The organism is Comamonas odontotermitis (assembly GCF_014207855.1).
In the GTDB taxonomy this organism is placed as follows: domain Bacteria; phylum Pseudomonadota; class Gammaproteobacteria; order Burkholderiales; family Burkholderiaceae_C; genus Comamonas; species Comamonas odontotermitis_A.
The window spans coordinates 22,748-39,617 of sequence record NZ_JACHKZ010000033.1; the positions used below are offsets into that span (position 1 = coordinate 22,748).

At 55.4% G+C, this 16,870-nt stretch carries 28 protein-coding genes and 1 tRNA gene; 3 read left to right on the forward strand and 26 right to left on the reverse strand.

Features of this window, described 5'->3' with window-relative positions; all coding sequences use genetic code 11:
- The 25 genes from HNP33_RS21225 to HNP33_RS18360 form a co-directional block, all read right to left on the reverse strand.
- A complete protein-coding gene (locus HNP33_RS21225) occupies positions 1–858 on the reverse strand; it encodes a collagen-like protein (protein WP_184711102.1) in 858 nt (285 codons plus the stop codon).
- Positions 848–2,263, reverse strand: coding sequence for a phage portal protein (locus HNP33_RS18250; protein WP_184711100.1), 1,416 nt, complete (start codon positions 2,261–2,263; stop codon positions 848–850). Before HNP33_RS18250 ends, HNP33_RS21225 begins: the two co-directional genes overlap by 11 nt.
- Positions 2,264–2,268: 5 nt before the next feature.
- Positions 2,269–2,505 (reverse strand): hypothetical protein, encoded by a 237-nt coding sequence (locus HNP33_RS18255; RefSeq protein ID WP_184711098.1) that lies wholly within the window; start codon positions 2,503–2,505, stop codon positions 2,269–2,271.
- Positions 2,506–2,552: 47 nt separating this feature from the next.
- Complete coding sequence (locus HNP33_RS18260) at positions 2,553–3,956, reverse strand: phage major capsid protein (protein WP_184711097.1); 1,404 nt, start codon at positions 3,954–3,956, stop codon at positions 2,553–2,555.
- An 18-nt stretch (positions 3,957–3,974) separates the two neighbouring features.
- Positions 3,975–4,556, reverse strand: a complete 582-nt coding sequence (locus HNP33_RS18265; RefSeq protein ID WP_184711095.1) for an HK97 family phage prohead protease — start codon at positions 4,554–4,556, stop codon at positions 3,975–3,977.
- 60 nt (positions 4,557–4,616) lie between these two features.
- Complete coding sequence (locus HNP33_RS18270; protein ID WP_184711093.1) at positions 4,617–6,125, reverse strand: terminase large subunit; 1,509 nt, start codon at positions 6,123–6,125, stop codon at positions 4,617–4,619.
- Positions 6,118–6,567 (reverse strand): hypothetical protein, encoded by a 450-nt coding sequence (locus tag HNP33_RS18275; RefSeq protein WP_184711091.1) that lies wholly within the window; start codon positions 6,565–6,567, stop codon positions 6,118–6,120. The genes HNP33_RS18270 and HNP33_RS18275 overlap by 8 nt, the downstream gene beginning before the upstream one ends.
- 142 nt (positions 6,568–6,709) lie before the next feature.
- On the reverse strand, positions 6,710–7,108 hold the full coding sequence (locus HNP33_RS18280; protein ID WP_325064956.1) for an HNH endonuclease: 399 nt from the start codon (positions 7,106–7,108) through the stop codon (positions 6,710–6,712).
- Complete coding sequence (locus HNP33_RS18285; protein WP_233464597.1) at positions 7,039–7,362, reverse strand: hypothetical protein; 324 nt, start codon at positions 7,360–7,362, stop codon at positions 7,039–7,041. Before HNP33_RS18285 ends, HNP33_RS18280 begins: the two co-directional genes overlap by 70 nt.
- A gap of 126 nt (positions 7,363–7,488) precedes the next feature.
- Positions 7,489–8,499 (reverse strand): RelA/SpoT domain-containing protein, encoded by a 1,011-nt coding sequence (locus HNP33_RS18290; protein ID WP_184711084.1) that lies wholly within the window; start codon positions 8,497–8,499, stop codon positions 7,489–7,491.
- A 298-nt stretch (positions 8,500–8,797) separates the two neighbouring features.
- Positions 8,798–8,989, reverse strand: a complete 192-nt coding sequence (locus HNP33_RS18295; protein ID WP_184711082.1) for a hypothetical protein — start codon at positions 8,987–8,989, stop codon at positions 8,798–8,800.
- Between the two features lie 46 nt (positions 8,990–9,035).
- The gene (locus HNP33_RS18300) at positions 9,036–9,209 is read right to left on the reverse strand and encodes a hypothetical protein (RefSeq protein WP_184711080.1); all 174 of its coding nucleotides are present in this window, start codon (positions 9,207–9,209) and stop codon (positions 9,036–9,038) included.
- A gap of 207 nt (positions 9,210–9,416) precedes the next feature.
- Positions 9,417–9,491, reverse strand: a tRNA-Arg gene (locus HNP33_RS18305).
- A 604-nt stretch (positions 9,492–10,095) separates the two neighbouring features.
- Entirely contained in the window at positions 10,096–10,731 is a 636-nt protein-coding gene (locus HNP33_RS18310; RefSeq protein ID WP_184711078.1) for a recombination protein NinG, read from the reverse strand.
- A complete protein-coding gene (locus HNP33_RS18315; protein WP_184711076.1) occupies positions 10,728–10,913 on the reverse strand; it encodes a hypothetical protein in 186 nt (61 codons plus the stop codon). Before HNP33_RS18315 ends, HNP33_RS18310 begins: the two co-directional genes overlap by 4 nt.
- Positions 10,906–11,265, reverse strand: coding sequence for a recombination protein NinB (locus HNP33_RS18320; RefSeq protein ID WP_184711074.1), 360 nt, complete (start codon positions 11,263–11,265; stop codon positions 10,906–10,908). The genes HNP33_RS18315 and HNP33_RS18320 overlap by 8 nt, the downstream gene beginning before the upstream one ends.
- 53 nt (positions 11,266–11,318) lie before the next feature.
- Complete coding sequence (locus tag HNP33_RS18325) at positions 11,319–11,531, reverse strand: hypothetical protein (protein ID WP_184711072.1); 213 nt, start codon at positions 11,529–11,531, stop codon at positions 11,319–11,321.
- Positions 11,528–11,896 (reverse strand): hypothetical protein, encoded by a 369-nt coding sequence (locus tag HNP33_RS18330; RefSeq protein ID WP_184711070.1) that lies wholly within the window; start codon positions 11,894–11,896, stop codon positions 11,528–11,530. Before HNP33_RS18330 ends, HNP33_RS18325 begins: the two co-directional genes overlap by 4 nt.
- Positions 11,897–11,905: 9 nt before the next feature.
- Entirely contained in the window at positions 11,906–12,136 is a 231-nt protein-coding gene (locus HNP33_RS18335; RefSeq protein WP_184711068.1) for a hypothetical protein, read from the reverse strand.
- Between the two features lie 268 nt (positions 12,137–12,404).
- Positions 12,405–12,581, reverse strand: coding sequence for a hypothetical protein (locus HNP33_RS18340; protein WP_184711066.1), 177 nt, complete (start codon positions 12,579–12,581; stop codon positions 12,405–12,407).
- 9 nt (positions 12,582–12,590) lie between these two features.
- A complete protein-coding gene (locus tag HNP33_RS18345) occupies positions 12,591–13,247 on the reverse strand; it encodes a DUF6475 domain-containing protein (RefSeq protein ID WP_184711064.1) in 657 nt (218 codons plus the stop codon).
- Positions 13,244–14,077, reverse strand: a complete 834-nt coding sequence (locus HNP33_RS18350; RefSeq protein WP_184711062.1) for a hypothetical protein — start codon at positions 14,075–14,077, stop codon at positions 13,244–13,246. Before HNP33_RS18350 ends, HNP33_RS18345 begins: the two co-directional genes overlap by 4 nt.
- Before the next feature lie 2 nt (positions 14,078–14,079).
- The gene (locus HNP33_RS21230) at positions 14,080–14,211 is read right to left on the reverse strand and encodes a hypothetical protein (RefSeq protein WP_267906728.1); all 132 of its coding nucleotides are present in this window, start codon (positions 14,209–14,211) and stop codon (positions 14,080–14,082) included.
- Positions 14,208–14,492, reverse strand: coding sequence for a hypothetical protein (locus HNP33_RS18355; RefSeq protein WP_184711060.1), 285 nt, complete (start codon positions 14,490–14,492; stop codon positions 14,208–14,210). The genes HNP33_RS21230 and HNP33_RS18355 overlap by 4 nt, the downstream gene beginning before the upstream one ends.
- A 406-nt stretch (positions 14,493–14,898) precedes the next feature.
- Entirely contained in the window at positions 14,899–15,105 is a 207-nt protein-coding gene (locus tag HNP33_RS18360; RefSeq protein WP_184711156.1) for a hypothetical protein, read from the reverse strand.
- A 106-nt stretch (positions 15,106–15,211) separates the two neighbouring features.
- Here HNP33_RS18360 and HNP33_RS18365 point away from each other — a divergent pair, with 106 nt between their 5' ends.
- Complete coding sequence (locus HNP33_RS18365; protein ID WP_184711059.1) at positions 15,212–15,454, forward strand: hypothetical protein; 243 nt, start codon at positions 15,212–15,214, stop codon at positions 15,452–15,454.
- Between the two features lie 74 nt (positions 15,455–15,528).
- On the opposite strand, the gene HNP33_RS18370 is transcribed toward HNP33_RS18365, so the two are convergent.
- Positions 15,529–15,792, reverse strand: coding sequence for a YdaS family helix-turn-helix protein (locus HNP33_RS18370; protein WP_221452129.1), 264 nt, complete (start codon positions 15,790–15,792; stop codon positions 15,529–15,531).
- Between the two features lie 72 nt (positions 15,793–15,864).
- Between HNP33_RS18370 and HNP33_RS18375 the strand changes: the two genes are divergently transcribed.
- On the forward strand, positions 15,865–16,575 hold the full coding sequence (locus HNP33_RS18375; RefSeq protein WP_267906729.1) for an XRE family transcriptional regulator: 711 nt from the start codon (positions 15,865–15,867) through the stop codon (positions 16,573–16,575).
- A gap of 13 nt (positions 16,576–16,588) precedes the next feature.
- Complete coding sequence (locus HNP33_RS18380) at positions 16,589–16,792, forward strand: hypothetical protein (protein WP_184711055.1); 204 nt, start codon at positions 16,589–16,591, stop codon at positions 16,790–16,792.
- Positions 16,793–16,870 lie beyond the last annotated feature (78 nt).

Below are 16,870 nucleotides of genomic sequence, written 5' to 3' on the forward strand. Positions count from 1 at the left end.
TCACCCCTCCAGTTTTACCGGCGCAGTCTTGTCGATGCCATCTCGCCCATCCCGGCCATCGCGGCCCTTCTTGACTGCCAGGCGAAAGCCACTATTTGGCATGTCAGGTTTGCAGCCAGTGTCCTTTTGGGCGATCCAATATGAACCACCCCAGGTCACTCCGTCACCCGATTGATACTGCTGGCCCTCTTTAAAGACACCACGATCAACAACGGCAGGAATGCACAGGTCAATCGATTTGACGCGATCACCTTGCACAAACTTCAAAGACAGGGTTCGCTCACCATCGAATTCCATCTGCAGGTCACCGAAACCCAATCCATCCTTGCCGTTCTGACCGTCTTTTCCATCAACACCATCCTTGGGCTTGGGCATACGATCAACGGCCTTTTCCAGAGTTGCAACAGCGCGTCGCTCGAAATCAAGCTCCCAGCTCGCAATCTTTTGGCTAATGAGAATGTCTGCATCTTCGATAGTGAAGCTCTTGCCATCTAGTCCATCACGGCCATCTTTGCCGTTCTGACCTGGGGCGCCAGCCTCGCCCTGTACTCCTCGCTCACCGGAAGGGCCTGCCTCTCCAGCTGGGCCTGGTGCGCCAGGATCACCCTTCTCGCCTTGTGGCCCTGGGGCGCCTTCCTTGCCGTCTATTCCATCACGACCAGGAGCGCCATCCTTGCCATTTTCTGGTTTTGGAATGGCTGCAATTGCAGCTTCCACCTGCTTCGCTATCTCAGACGAGAAATCCGGCTTCTCTGCCAGCTTCAATTCAAGATCATGGATGCGCTTCAATAGTGGCTCGGTGGCATTTCGGATGGCATCACCCATCGCCGCCCCAAACTTTTCTGGATCAAATGTCATTCTTGGCCTCCGGTTTTGCGGCCTTGCGCATCGCTTCGATGGCCTTTTCTGTTTCAGCCTGCGCCTTGGCCCAGGCGATCAGGGCCTTGTCCTCTTCCGATGGCTCGGCTGGCTTTGCGGGAGGTGGCGGCTCTTTCGCCGCCAGTGGGTTCGCCTTATCGCGCTCGTTAAGGGCTTCAAGGCTGTAGTTCTGTTGCTGCAGGTACACGGCATCACCGCCCTTGATTGGCGGCAGGCCCACCCTCTCGCGGGCCTCATTTGGCATCATGATTGCGCCTGCAACATACTTGCCAAGCATGTCCGCTTGAGCGGCTTGATCCATGCGCAACAGGTTGTCTAGCTCAAGCTCAACACGCAGACCAGCTGGCAGCGCCAAACCTTCGTCCAAAGCTGCCTCCATTTCCTCAATGGGAGAGTGGAGGCAGTCTGTGTAGTAAATCTGGTTCATATCGCCAACCTTGAGTCCAGCGGGCAGAGAGCCAAGAACCAACTTAAAGGCAGGCACATGGAATGCCTGCGCGATAGATTCGGATGACTGCTTGAATTGCTCACTTAGCTGCGAGTCAATCGAGGTCATTCGGATGGGCTGATATTTCAGGTCATCGCCAAGAACCGCAACCCGTCCAGCATTCTCGCCAGTGAAATTTGTATTCCAGTAGTCCCGGACTTCCTTTGCGTTCTGCGGTGAGATGTTGCCAGGCGCCACCAGAACGCCACTGGGCTTAGCCCCTTGCGAAAAGAACTTCACCGAGTCCTTTTGGATGCCTATGCCCTGTTGTGCCGCCATATTGGCCGCAAATAGCGGGGCAACTCCAACAAGAGGGTGAAACAGGCAATTCATGCGGTCATGGATCAGCTCAGAAGCAGGAACGATCAGCGTTGTCTGCTGCAAGCCAGTCAAGTTGTCAGGCGTGAGCTGGTAGAAAACAGATCCGTCTGGCGCAACCAATGGCGTGACGCAATTGGGGTCCAGGATGTACATCGACACCACAACCCCGCGCCCATCTCGCTGCAACAGCGCATAGGTGTTGCCAGCCGTCAGCTTGGACATAATCCACCACTGCTTAAACTGGATGTGGTTCTGATAGTGATTTGGCTTGCGCAGAACTGGAGAAAATGCGGGGCGTGTAGCCTCTACCCAGATCGTGCGGCCATCCTTCTCAACCTTCTCCATCAGGCGGGCGCGCAGCTTGCCAATGTCGTTAGAGATCAGTGAGACACATGCATAGACAGATGGATGGGCCAAGATGGTTTCAGGACGCACCTTCATGTCCATCTGGAAATAGCCGGGCGGCTGAGCAGGAGTGACATCAATCCACCCGCCCGCAGCAGGCGCTAGTGCGCGTGGCGCGATCCAGCTTGCAGCCTTTGCGCGCAGGCTGCCGAAAAATGTGGATTGATTCATTGGCTTCATGCCTTCTTGGGTCGGCCCATCTTTTTCGGGGCAGGTGTGGGGGCTTCATCGCCAGCAACAGCCAGGTCGTTATCTGGCGACTTCTGTTCAATGACAGGGGTTACGGTCGCATATCTGGCATTGCGCACCGCAACAAGGACGCGAGCGTCTTGCCTCGATGCGACAAATCCAGCCCCTGCGACGAGCGCCTTGCCTGCATAGGTAAAGCGCTTGAGTGCCGTGAGTTCAGGCATATTTCCTCCTTCGCTGGCCCCGGTGCCTTAGCCCCGGGGCACATGGATTAAGGCGTTGGGTCAACCGCGCCGTAGTCAGCACCAGTCACAAACGCCACAGCCGAGTTACGACGCTTGGCGAAGTTGATTGGACGAACCACCTTGATGGCGGTCGATTCGCTCTGGAACATCGAAGTGAGGTTCGACGATGCAGCAGCAGGCGTATCGGTTGCGCCAGTCGGGGCGGTGTCTTGCTCGATCATTGCTTCACGCGAAATCGACACTTGCACGCCGTAGTCGCCAATGCGGTAGATGTCGCTTGGCTTCAACAGGATCAGCTGGCCAGCACCAACGTTGTGACCGGTAGCCACAGGATCACCCAGCAGCGTGCCGCCGTTTGCAGTGATGCCAGGGAACTCGGTTTGGCCGAGCGGGTTGGTCATCAGCTGAATGGCCTTGCCCAAAGACGGGGTGGTCACCAGTTGCAGGCCATCAGCGTTCTTGGCAGCGATGAACGATGCATACAGCGCCTTGATGTCAGCACGCAGGCCTGCGCCATCAGTGCCAGCCGATGCGATACCAGTCACGCCGTTCAGGATGCCTGCAGGAGACACGCCCGCAACACCAGCAGCTGCAGACAGGAAGGTCTGGTCAACACGCTGCGAAGAAGCTTGCACCAGGGCATCACGCACCAGCATTTCAGCTGCAGGGCTGGAGTCGCGCAGCAGTTCGTTTGACACAACGGCCAGTGCAGCAACCTTCAGCGGGCTCAGATTCACCGCATTGAAGTCGGCAGCAGATGCAGGGATCGCCTTCGATTCGCCCACCCAGTAACCAGTGGCCGCGCCATCTTGACCCTTGATCTGCACGTTGGCAGGGATCTGGCGCAGGCCCAGCTTGTCATAGACGGTCTGCGAATACAGGTACTCGATAAAGTCGCCTGTGTACTGGTTGTTGGCCTGCACCAGTTCTGCGCCCCATTCACCAGAACCAGAGCCGCCACCTGCGACAGCGGCCTTCATCACGCTGATCAAGGTAGGATTGCTCTTGCCCCAACGGCGCTCAGCAATGGCAATCGGGCTTTCATAGCCATCTTCACCCAGGCGAGCCAGAGCCTTGGCGATCACCATGCGGGTGTAGTTCTGGCCCTTGAACTTCTCATCCGCATCGTGTTTGACGTGGATAGCAGGAGCGCCACCGGTCGCGATAGCGCCGCGAGAAGCAGAAGCTTCACCCGGAGTGTTGCCAGCTACAGGGACTGCCTTAGTAGCAGACAAGGCTTCGATTTGGCGCAGGTCGGTCAGTTCTTCATCGATCTGCTTGATCTCGTCGGCCAGCGTCACGAACGATTCACGCTCGCTGGCATCCTTGGTGCGACCTTCGCCAGCAGCCTTTTCTTGAATGCCGGACATTTCCAGGGCCTTCTGTGCGCGCAACTCGGTCAAGCGCTTGATTTGTTCTTGGATATTCATGTTGTAAAACCTCTCGGGTTAACGGTTGAAATAGACAACGCCCTTCTTGAGGGCAGGATTTCCCGAGACGCCGGGAGGAATGACGACAAATCCACGCTTCTCCTTCTTGCCAGACGAGGCCAGGATTGCGGCATCTGCCGATTTGATTGCAGTGATTGATGCTTCTTGGTTTGCGGGGACTGTTACGGCAGAAAGCTCCAACCACTCCCATTTGGAGAAATGCAGCCCCCTTGCATCGGTATCAATTCGCCGGTATTCAATGACGTTGAAGCCGATGGACAGGCCCCGCACCAACCCAGACTTGAGCATTTGCCAGGCCATTGCCAGTCGATCTTTCAACGGACCCGCTTCTTCGACATCGGCCACCTCGCCGTTGACTTCGATCCCTTTTTCAGTGACCTTGGCCGAAGTGATCCAGCCAATCGGGTCGCTGTGATCATGTTGCCAAAGCAAGGGAATCGGCAGCTTGAATTGCGCCCCCTTGGGCTCCACGATGTCGCCACTCCGATCCGGAGTGACAGTTGAGGCGATGCCAGTGAAAGTGCGTTTTCCGCCCTCTTCGGCGGATTTGATTTCAAGAGTGGAATAGGCTCGGTTCATTGCCGCTCCAAATGAAATGACCCGCATATAGCGGGTCGGTTGTTTTGTGGTAATGAGTGGTTAGAAGACCATCACCTGGTACTTTTTGTGAGAGTCAACCTCGTGAGGTATGACCCCGATGGACATAGCCAGCGCCTGCATGCCGTCGATACGGCCACTCGCCTTCGACTTTGTGAACTTGCGGTTCTCTGCAGGATCTTTGACCACAATGGCATTGGCTGCACACATAGATAGCACAGGGTGATTTCCGTGCCTGAGTTTCTTGGCTAGCAAACGCTCTTCCAAGCCTCGGATTGCCGGAGACATGGAGACAAAGCCTTGACCGAAGTCGATGAAGCGCGCCAATTCATCATCGGTGAATCCCTCCTTGACAAGCCAGGGACGCAGATGGCGCATACCCCATCGGTCGAAAGCAAGCGCCCGAATGTCGTAAGTGTCAAACACTCTCCGCAGCTCGTGTGCCACGAACTCATATTCAACCGCACGCCCAGGCGTCAGCTTTAAGAATCCTTGCTGCGCCCAGAGGTCGTACGGCACTCGGTCAGCCCGAGACTTCGCCGCAATGTTCTCTCCTGGAAGCCAAAATGTCGGAACTACGTCGCCGTCAGCAGAGGTCAAAACCAGTGCCGTCAAATCGTTGACCGATGAGAGGTCAAGGCCGCCATAGACGGCCTTTCCGTCCATGTCATTCGGCTCTTCCCCGCTCTCCTGCCATACCGCGCGCGTCACAAATGGAGTTTTGGCTTCAACCCGCTGATTTAGTATCAAATTACGGTAACCAGCCTCCATGCTGGGCAGGCGCTTTGCATCAGATGCCTGTTTCCGCACTTCCTCCTGGTTCATAAACACATCGAAATGCGGATTGGCCAGTCGAATTGCCTCATCGGAAAAGGGGTCCATCTCCAGCGGCGCTGTGTGCAACGCCACCTTCACACGGGGATCGGCACCAGTCAAGGCATCGTCAATCAAGACACTTAGCAGGTCTGCATCAGTCGGTGACTGCGTGCTGATAATGATGGACAGTGGCTGCTCATGGGCTGCGGAGGCAGTTTCAATGGCCTCATACAACTCTGATCGTGGCCCTTTAACCTGCCCAAGCTCGTCATGCACCGAGAAAACCGGGCTTAGTCCATATGCTGTTGAGGCATCAGCCGAAAGCGCTCGGTAGACAGTCCCCAACTCAGCGCACTCCAAGCTCTTGGCCGATTGCTTTACAACCACATACTCGCTGAGATCGGGCGACATGCGCACAACCTTGGACGCATAGCCGAACAGAATTGCCGCCTGATCCCGCGATTGTGCAGCGCTGTAGAGTTGGCTGTTAGGTCTAGCCTCAGGGCCACAGAGATGTAACAGCAGCAGAAAAGCACTGGTCGCTGTCTTGGCGTTCTTCCGCGCCATCGACAGAATGAATGTGCGCGTCGGCGTGTCGTATATCTGCTTGATCCAGCCCTTCTGCGCATCCGTCAGGCGCACCGGCTTGCCAACATGCTTCCCGTCTGGAATTCGACAGTTGGCTTCAATCCAGCGGATATTGCGCTCCCCGCGCGTTTCTCTCTTCCTAGCCATCGATCGTCATTTCCCACGGCTTGCGGGAACGCCCCACACTGGAGTTGGCTCGGCCCACCGTTTTCGGGTCTGTAGTTGCTTGGCGCGTAATCCGTAGTCGAGTTGCCAGAGACGAAGCCGAGCGAACTTCACGCTCGCGCATGGTTAACATGCGGTCATATCGCTTCAATCCATCATCATCAGCAAGCCACGCACGGTCAAACGCCTGGATCTCATCTGTCAGCACCTGCGCCTGGATGATGTGCTGGCAGTACAACTCCAACATGTCCCGGTGTGTCTCAGTAAATGCCGATGCTGGGTGATCATTTACCAGCCTCGCCCAGACAACCTGCTCAGCATCGCTCAGATGAGCCGATGGAATCAGCCTGTTTTCATGAGTGATAGGCCCAACCTGGGCCGCTACTGCGATCTGTGCAGCAGACTTTCGGCCTCGTTGCGCCATATAAATTACCTTTTTTCTGGACGTTTAGGAATACGGAGCGAACCGGTCGGTTTCCGTTGGTGAGCCTGGAAACTTGCGACTACCCCCCCCTCCCCTATTGCCAATACCTATCTCGCCCGACTACAACCCCGTAGTGCCACGATCAGGACTCAGGCCACCCATCAGCGCCAACCCGCTTCTTCACTCGCTGACCAAGGTCTGAGCGCGTCTTGTCCTCATGGCAGTCAAAGCACAGCCCTTGCCGATTCTTCCCTTTGTCCTGATCGAAGTCCAAGCCGCCATTTACCAAAGCAACAATGTGATCCAACTCAGTAGCGAGCCTGACCCTTCCAGCCTTCTCGCACTCGACGCACAAGGGATGACTATCGAAGTACCGCTCTCGGATACGCTGCAGTCGTCGCCCGGTGATGCGCCTCGTCTCGGTGCACCCTCTGCGGTGCTCTTTGCCGTGGGCGATGGTTTTATCCAGGCTCATGCCCAGGCCTTCGCAACCCAGCCGAGTAGCAGTAACAGTCCACACGCAATTGGCGCAAGCACACATGCCTTGCCCAGAGCGGCGCCGAAGCTATCCGGGCTCTTCTCAGTCCTTGTATCCAGCCCCTTGGCGGCACGGACCACGAGCGCGATTCCATATGCCTGGGCCACAGACAGCGCAGGCAGGCCGAACATTGGCACCACAAACCAGCCCCACAGCACGGACAGGGTGAAGCCGGACCATGCGGCAACCCAGATAAAGCTCAGTAGCAGCGCGGCAAAGCCGCCCAGCACTGCAGAAGCCGCAATGCCTGCGGTCATAGTCTTGGTTGTCATGTCTTTCCTTGTATCGACTCGCAGCCCGAACCATGCCGAGCTGCGCCACAAATAAAAAACCCGCACGAGGCGGGCGTCATCTCTGCAACGAGAAGAACTTAGATAGGACGATCACTGAGGGAGCAACGAAATGAATGCTCTTGCATCGCGGAAATAATTTCTGAATGCATTGGCAACCTCAGAAGGCTTTTCAGCGCGGATGTAAACAACATCGACATCTGGCGCGAACAATTCATAGTGGTTTCGCTCCTCCATCGCCTGGCGAGCTGACCTGAATCCCTCAATTTCTAATTGATCACTAAATACTAGAACTAGGTTCTTGGAGTTGGGGATATCTATCTGGCTAGAACTGACAGCTCGTAGACGCGAAAAAACGCCAAGCTGAGATTCAAGCGAGCGAAGTTCGGACAATAGCACCCCATCCGAAATATCTGGCAGATACCCCCTCATACCCTCTGCCTCGCGAGCAATGTACTCACTGGCCAAGACGAACAAACGCTCACGCTCGTTATTTGCCCCCTGGTCAAACTTAACCCGAGCATGGTCAATCAAGTCTGAAATCTCAACAGCTGTAGCCCATGCATGTTGAGCCTGAGTGCGATATTGAATCTCTACACGCAATCCATTCCAGACATCTCCAGGGGGTCCATCAACGCGGTATCTAAATACGTCGTGCATCCCGCGATAGCCTGTAGCCTTTGGATTCGTTAGGTAGTCATACTTGCCGCTGCTCACATATTCGTGCTTTGCGCGGGTCTTGGCGTGAAACTCGTCCCTGTACTTCCGCAAATCATCGATGCTTGGGAAGATGATCCGACAACCAGCAAGATCATGCATCGACGACACATCCTGCGAACGCCCGGTTTGCAACTTGTCCCGAACTGTGTTCAGTCGCTTTAGCCGCTGAACAAGAACGTATGGGTTGTCGCGGATCCAGCGCCGCAATGTGCCCTGAAACGTGTTCAATACGTATGCATGACAATCGCGCCAATACTGAACTATTTTTTCATCCTCTTCAGTGGCCCGGCACTCTGCCATCGCCTTACCGGCGCGCTCGATCGCGCGCTTGCTATGCAACCCTGGTTGGACAACTGATTCAATCATATTCCAGCGATTGTGCATTTACTCTCCTTCGCTGGCGTCAATACCCGAATGGGTCGCAGGGGCTAGGCTCCAAGTGTGTAGGTCGCGTGTGCGGAGAGCCTGCCCTGCGGTAACTGGTAGTCGGATCACGGGTCACAAGGCGGCGGACATGGCCGCCAATCGGGTGATAACCCTTTGGGCCTTACTGGCTGATAGCCATGAAGCACCACAAGAGGCGCAGACTTGTCGAATGCCCATTCGTAAGCCGATGAGCGGTAGACAAATCGCGCATTACCCAACTCAGGGCACAGCCACAGGGCTATCTTTCGTCTTAGGCTCATTTGATCTCCTTGCAGTGCTCGCCCCACGCCTGAATCAGCTCGGGCGTCAGTGACACCTCCAGTCGCACAACCTCATGCCCATGCGGTTCGGTATCAATCTTTATGCCCCTCAGCACTGGCGGGCGCACTTCGAAAATCGCCTTGATCAGCGCCTGCATTGGGTTGTATGGGGGCTGGTGCGCTTTCATGGCTCTCTCCAAAAGAAAAGCCAGCACTTGGCTGGCCTTGGTATTCCTAAACGTCAATCACGCCAGTGATCTGGTCTTCATAGAACCATGACCCACCGAGTTCTGTTTCGACGTAGTAGTGATTGCCTGCTCGGCCCACTGCCGCCGTAGACACGATTCCAACGCGACCAAACGGCGTTGTCACTCGCTGGTCAACGGTGTACTTAAATGTTGTGTTCATGTTTCGCTCCTGGTGAATATGTGAAGTTCCCCATCAGACTCGCACATGCGTGGGGATGCTGTTCGCTCTGCAAGCACCCCGTGAGCTTGGGGAAGGAGATGCCACTCCATCAAACCACTCTGGAGTGGGCCGCGCTTGCTGCAGCTGGAAAAAGCAAAGGCCCCACATGGAGCCTAGCTGCCTGAGTCAGAGGCCCAGGGGTGGTATTGGTGGGCCCAGAAGGAATTGAACCCTCATCGCCCGGTTCGAAGCCGGGAGTCCTATCCGTTGAACGACAGGCCCAGAAGTCAGAAGCCGTCACGCAGCTGCTCCCCATACTGGCGCTCGATTGCTGGGGCGGTAGAGCATCTGGTGACGGCTAAAACGAAAAGCCCGCCAGGGATGAACCTAGCGGGCCTTGCTTTACCTGGGGACGCCTCCGGCTACCATCAGGCAACCGGGGCGCACGACTCAGTGTCGCGGTAATTGGTCGCGATTATGCCATCCTTTGTCAAGTTGCGCAAGTACCTGACTGAGTAGATTCGCCAAAATGACCGAAGTCCAAGAATCCGGCGCTCCTCCCAGCTTCTGTTTGAGGCCCCCATTCGTCTGCGTGCAGCATTAGGGTGCTCCTTCTGTGGGATGTAGATGGCGAACAGTACGCGCCTGAATTGCTCTGGCACCACCTGTAGCGCGCGCTGGACCTGCATAGCACTCCAATCTGGAATGAATGGGATCATGGGTTCATCATCCCGATTACGCATGTTCGGAGGCGGCTGGTACTTTCCCTCTGCACTCGCACACCGCTGCTTGCGGTATCGGTCTTGCGCCCAACGCCCGTACTTCTCCAACAGTTCCTCGGCCTGGCGCAACTCCACTGGAACATCAAGGTTTGCATCACGACGCATCAGGCTCTCTCTTTCTTCAATCGGTTTGTCTTTGCTCTGTACTCGTTGCGAATGGCAATCAATTGGTCCATGTCGTAATGCTTCTGGTCATGCGGCCCGTTGAGCCAGTCAACAAGTTCCTGCCCCTCAATCTCTGCCAGGTTCGCCTCAAAGTTCGCAGCCACGGTGTAGCCCTTGCGGGCGTACTTCCCTGACCCGGCATTGCACGACTTGCACTGGAGCCAGATATTCAGAGGCTCAAGAGCTAGTTCTGGATATGCTCCCTTGCTCTTGAAGTGGCCTCCATCCCAGTAGCCTCCAGGACGCCATGGGCCGGACTCCACTTCTTCACGAGAACGCTTGCAGCTAATGCAGCCCCGCCCCTTAACCAACTCTTCTAGACGGCGGAAGGCTTGGATTGCTACCTTCGCCTCCGCCAGTACCTCGTTGCGAGTCTTCAACGCTCCCTTGCGGCGCCTCGTCTCCGCCCTCTCCACCCTTGCGGCCATTCGAGCCTGCTTCTCTGCCTTGCGCTCTTCTTTCTCTCTCTGGGCGATCACATAGTCAGCGGCGCATTCCTCGTGGACGATCTGACCAGGGCGCTTAGACTCAAACTTTTGGCGGCAATGGGCGCAGCGGGTGCGGCTGAATGTCAAGACCGAACCTCCCGAATCACCAGCTCCAACGCCTGCCTGGCGTCGAACCCGGCGCGTTGGTATGCCTTGAACTTGGCGAATTTCTCGTTGGCCATGATGTTGATCAGATCAATAAAAGCAGGCTTCTTCATGTTCTCAGTGATCCGCTTGATCTCTTGAGCCATCTTGATTTCATCAGTCATCCCAACCCTCCATTGCTTTGAAATTGACACCCCGCTCTGCGCCAAAGGCTTCCATCAGGGTCTGCAGCTCTGCCATCTCGGCCTTTGTCATCTTTGAGGTGCGCTGGCCGCAGATCACGAATCCTCCATCAAGACCAGGAACGGCCTTCTGTTTCTTGAGGGATGCGGTGAAAACGTCTTTCCATTCCTCGTCTGTCAGCTTCTGTCCGTACCAGTCCACTTGCTGGCTGATGTCGCGCAGCATTGCCCACAGACGGCGGTTCTGCGCATCGCTGCGCTTCTCTGGCCGGATCTCCAGGGTGAGGCGGTGGCCGGACAGAATCCAAGGCTTGACGAAGCCCCATGCGTGCATGAGGGCCTTGTGGGCTTGGATGGGCTACCACAGGGAGAGGCTGATGCGCTCAGTCATAGCTTTAGCTCCAAAGGCTTGATCTGGATGCGAACACCAGTGGAAATGAAAACCATCTCACTCTGTTGTTCGAATTCACGACTAGCCAGGATTTCAATATTGCAGTTGGTTTCGCTCATGAATTCCTCGCAAGCCAAACGAATCGACTGGGCCAGGCGTTCAGACGCCTCTTGTAGAAATGCATTTCGCATAGGCTTCTGGATGCTCATACCTCGCCTCCCATGTCGATTACAGGCAGCCTGAGCAACTCCGCCTTGCCGCCCTCCTGCGCCACCAGTCGCTGACCAAAGAAGACAACCTTCTCGGCGTCATACAGGCCGTCTTTGTAGCCAGCCTTCGCCTTGCCCATACGAGCAGCCGCTCGGCGCCACAAGGCCTTGAATGCATTTCCCTCGGCGTAGTTCATACCAAGCGCTTCGATGATGTCGTTGCATTCAGCTGCGTATGCACACCCGCCGGAGGTTGGGTTCTCCACGTCAACCTTGTAGTAGCTCACGCTGCCACCTGTGTATTCGTTAGCATCTGGCCAAGCCTCAGCAACTTGCACAACCTCACCTTGTTGAAGAATTCCCATCACATCCCCCTACTTCTTAGTTACTCGGTTTGCGTATGCAACCCACTGCACCTTTGTCCAGCGGTGCCAGTGGATCGGGTTAAACACAATCGACATCTGGTGCGGGAGTCGATCAAGCATGTCGAGCTCCTCCCGGCTGCGAAATAGAAAGCTTTCCAGCATCAAGAAAACTGTGAGATTGCGGATCTGCAAGAAGAGCGATACCGCCAAACACAACATCGACATTTGGAATGCTGTCATCCCCTCACCCCTTCCTGTTTGCAGGCTCCGCAGCCCACGCACCCTGCTTTGCCAGCCGCCTGATTTCTGCCTCCGAGTGCCCCAACTCCAGCCACCGGGCCAGAATCTCCCGGCACCGCTGAACCTTGGCATCTCGACCGATCAGCAGAACCCGTTGCGTGTACTGGATTGCTCTTGCTCCACACCACAGGCACGCTGGGTTGAACATGGATCTCTTCGCCGGGTCGGCTTGGTGTTTTGAAATTTCTTGGCATTGGGTACAGCTCATTCATGCCATTGCCTTTCCATACTTGCGGATGAACTCTCCAGCAAAGCAGACCATGTATCCCGCCTTCTCCTTGTGCTTGAAAACACAGTTCCAGTCATCGGCTGTTCCAGGCACAAGGCGCCCAACTTGAACAATTGCCCCACTTGGGAGCGTGTAGATTTGGTGCTTCTGAATCATTTCCACTCCTTAGGCAATCTGTTGTTGTGGTGATGTGTTGGCCAGAAGGCGCATAGCCTCTACAGGCAAAAGGGAAATTCGAGTCTTGCCGCCAGCGTTGCCGTTCTGGAGCACCTCAATGGCCTTCTCCTTGACCCCAACCAATGCGGGACGTGGCAACGGGATTCCCCGACTCGTGAATTCGTGGTCTGGCGAGCGGTCGCCGGGCAGGCGGCGCATGTATTCGAACTGACCGCGCTCGGTGTACGCCCGATGCGCTTCTTGAAACCGGTGCTGCAGGTATGACAGCTCGGCAATCTCCATTCGGCAAATCTTTGGCCAGCCGCCCAGGTCCTCGATGACTGCATGGATTGCTGGGTCGTCGAACACAACATCGGTGTATGCGCCTACCGAAGACATCGCCCCATGCACCTTGCCCCAGGCAATTGCTGCGCGGTCTGTGCTGGTCCCCTGCAGGACCCGGACGATGTCAGCCACCTTTGGAGCAAACTGACCACGCTCAGGGTCGGTTGCGTGACGCTGCAGCGCCTTGGAAACCTGCTCAAAATCGAAGTTCTGGCATGCGCCCCACCAGACGGTGAGGGTGAAGCTGCTGCAGTCTTTGCCGTAGTACGCCATCACGTCCGTCAGCAAGGTGCGGAAGTCGTCCATCTGGTTGATATTCATGCTGGCACCCCTTTCATCTTTGCGCGCATCTCAGCAGCCCATGCGTCGCCAACAGCGCGGTTGCGGGCCTCCAAGACCTCCTGCTTGTTGGGCAAAAATCGACCGCCAACCACACCCCCCTTGGTGCGGTCCGCGTACCACCCTGCGTTGAATCCTTGCCATCCAGCTTCACAGCAGTAGGCAATGGCTTCACCAAGGCTGAGCCCGGCTTTGTCCGCTTCTCGGCGAATGCCGTCCAATGCCGTGTCCGTCAACGGTGCACGCTTGGCTTTGCGGATGGCGTGGAAGTCTTGCCACACACGTTCGTCAACACCATCAGGCTTGACGGGAGACGATGAAGAGCGCGAAGGCTTTCGAGCCTTTGCGGGGATGGCGGCAGCGCTGTCATCTTTCAAGGAATCAGGAATCAGTGAATCAGGAATCAGGAATCCGGAATCAGCAAGATTTCCACCGTCTGACTCCTGTGGCTTCTGGTTCTTAGCCGGTTGTTTAACCGTTAAAGCACCGTTCGCATCTGGAATATCAGAGGCTTTCTCAGTGTGATGAGGGTTCTGATGCTTGCTCCAGTTAGAGATTTGCACGTACTTTTCACCGTTCACCTCGTAGCGCAGGATGAACTTTGCGTCGTGCAGCTCCTGGAGCATCTCGTCAACATTTACGTCGTCAGCCGGGAAAACTCCGATCTTTATCTTCTTTGGACGATCTTCTAGACGCCCTTCACGATCAGCCAATGTCCACAGACCAGCAAAGAGCAGGCGCGTAGCAAAGCCGAGTTCCACAAGGTCCTCGTTAACAAAGAAGCCGGGTTTGATGTTGCGTGAACGTGCCATGGTTATAGAGCCCTCTTGCGGTTCGCAAAGGCTTCCTTTAGAATCCGATCCACGAGTTGATCGATATGTCGTTTAACAATGAAGCCCGCACGGTTGCCGCCGATGCGGGTTTTCTCTTTTGTGTCGGCAGTCATGCCAGTTCCCACACAATTTCGTTGCCGGACTGGCCGGTCTTGCCTACTGGCTTAACCTTGCCCTCTGCCTTCAACTCGCCCAACACATTCGCTACGGAGCGACGATTGGCAGCCATGTAGTCCGCCAACTGAGCGGCAGAAGCGCGGCCCATAACACGCAGATTCACGATCACGAAGTCAGACAGGTTGGCTTTAGTGCGCTGCTTGACTACAGGAGCTGGAACAGGTGCTACAGGCTTCTTGCCAAACAGTGCTTGCCAGATGTTCTTGAGGAAGTTCATTTAGATGCTCACCTTTCTGATGCGTTGGGTCTTGAGGGTTGATTCCTGGGCCTTAGCCCCGCTTTCGATGTAGTAGCCGTGGTATCGAGGGTTGCGGTCTACTGACTTGAGGATTCGAGGTGGTTTAAAGTGGGTAGCGATTGATTCGTTACGCTTGGTGAAGGCATTCATCACAAATCCGTTACGCGAAAGTGTTTGGGAGGGTGCGCCTCTTTGGGAAAGGCACTACGGGAGCAGCAGACAGTCGAGGGATGACATACCTGCGCTGGATCTCTGACGAGACGAGACGACTCACTAGTTCGCTGACAGTCACCCCTTGGGCGGCTGCTTCTGCTTCTAGTGCGGATAGTTCATTGCCTGCAAATGTGGTGTCATGGGTTGGTTGCACTGGGGAGTTCCTGGTGGGTTACGCATGTGCGTGTCGCTTTTCTTCGCTCACCACGGCAGACTTGGAACCATGCAAAAGCTTCAAACCCTCGATAGCCAGCTCTCGCATGAGAACGGATGGCTGGGTGCCGTTCAACTCGGCCACCGCCTCAACCAGACGACGCTCTGCAGGGGTGAGCGACAAATTGAATCGTTCACTACGAATGTGGACGGGGTTCGCATACATGGTGTGTTCTTCCTTTCTCTTAAAAAACACCGATTGATAAAACTGGGTGCCTGCCGCCTTCTGGCTACACTGGCTTTGCTAACTAACCAAACCAGAAGGGGCAGACATGAGCGACAGTCAAAATTCTTGGGATACTCTTTCGGGCCGAATGCTGGCGAACGAAGCCGTACTGGAATCACTTTTGCTTGCAGTGCTCTCCGACACAGGCCGTCTAGCCAAAGAAGTCATGGCGAACCTCGACGATCAACAGGAAAAGGCAGATCGGATACTCGATGGCGCTGCTCATTCGGGCTTTTCCGATCGCTTGCAAGCAGTGAAGAAGGTGTTGATTGCTCGCTACGGCGCTTAGGGATGCCAGCCTCATCCCATCTCAGGAAGGCCTGCGAGATGCGGTCGCCTGTTTCAGCTATGTGTGGTGTTGGCTCAACCATGGGCCACCTCCTTGCGCTTGGGGGTGAGCTCGGGCCAGATCAGCTGCCAGTCGTTGGGGCGGAGGTCCTTCCTTGTTGCGACTCCTCTTATCTCTGCCAGTGGAGCCAATCGGATCAGTTTGTCATCGGGGATGCGAAGCACGCTGCGCCCATCGCGCCATGCAGAAACTGATGGAGCTTTGATGCCAAGAATGTTGGCAACAGCCCCCGTGCCTCCAAGCGAGTCAATGAAATGAGCGGCAGTCATGTTGATCATGGCCTCATTATTAGGACTTGCTAATTATTTGTCAATAGCCACTCCTTACAATCAAACAGTTAGGATTTCCTAATGACTCTTGCTGATCGACTTCTAGCCGCCATGGCCCACGCCAACCTCACTCAAGCCGAGTTGGCGCGACGCTGCGGGGTGAAGCCCCCTAGCGTCAGTGGTTGGCTGAGTGGAAAGTCGAAGTTTCTGCGAGGAGAGAATCTTCTGAGTGCGGCTCGCGCTTTGGGAGTAAACCAGCAATGGCTTGCTACTGGGCAAGGATCAATGCTTTCTCCCGAGGCCTCTTCTGGCGTGAATGCAATATCAGTTCCGTCTCTTTCGCCAGCACCTCTGCCAGGGGAAGCAGTCATTCACATACCACTGCTGGCCAACTCCGCCAGCATGGGCCCAGGCACTGATATTGAGCATGATGATGTGATCATGGGAGCCCTTCCCATCTCGCCAGAGTGGCTCGACAAGCGCATTAGGCCAACCTCGTTTGATGCTTTGCGCTTTATTCATGCCTATGGTGACTCGATGTCACCCACCTTCGAAGACGGGGATATATTGCTGGTCGACACTGGGCGTAGAGACCCTTCTATGGCTGATGGTGTCTATGTGCTTGGAACTAGCAAGAGGCTGTTCATAAAGCGCGTAAGCGAGCGCTTTGACGGCACAAGAGTGGTATCCAGTGACAACAAGAACGTCCCTCTTGTTCAGGAGCTAAACGGCGATAACGAGATTGATGTACTAGGACGAGTGGTATGGGTCTGGAATGGCAGGAAACTTTGATTTGTGAGGGGATATGAAGAAGGTTGCAATAGTTTTGGCTGCTATAACCGCTCTATTGGGATGTGCTGCTAACTACAATGGCGGCATCTCAATTGCTGAGCAAAAGAGGATTGAGGCTGAAGTGGAGGCGACTAGGAATGCTGCTGAAGCTAAGTTTCCAATTTATGTGCAAGCATGCAAAAATGAGTTTCCCGATGCTTGGGGCTTTGTTGCATAAATCGGTTTGAGACTGAGTCTCCCCAAACCCCAGACGTAGTTATGCCACGGCCACCGTTTGGGGCGTGCCCAGCTCGGT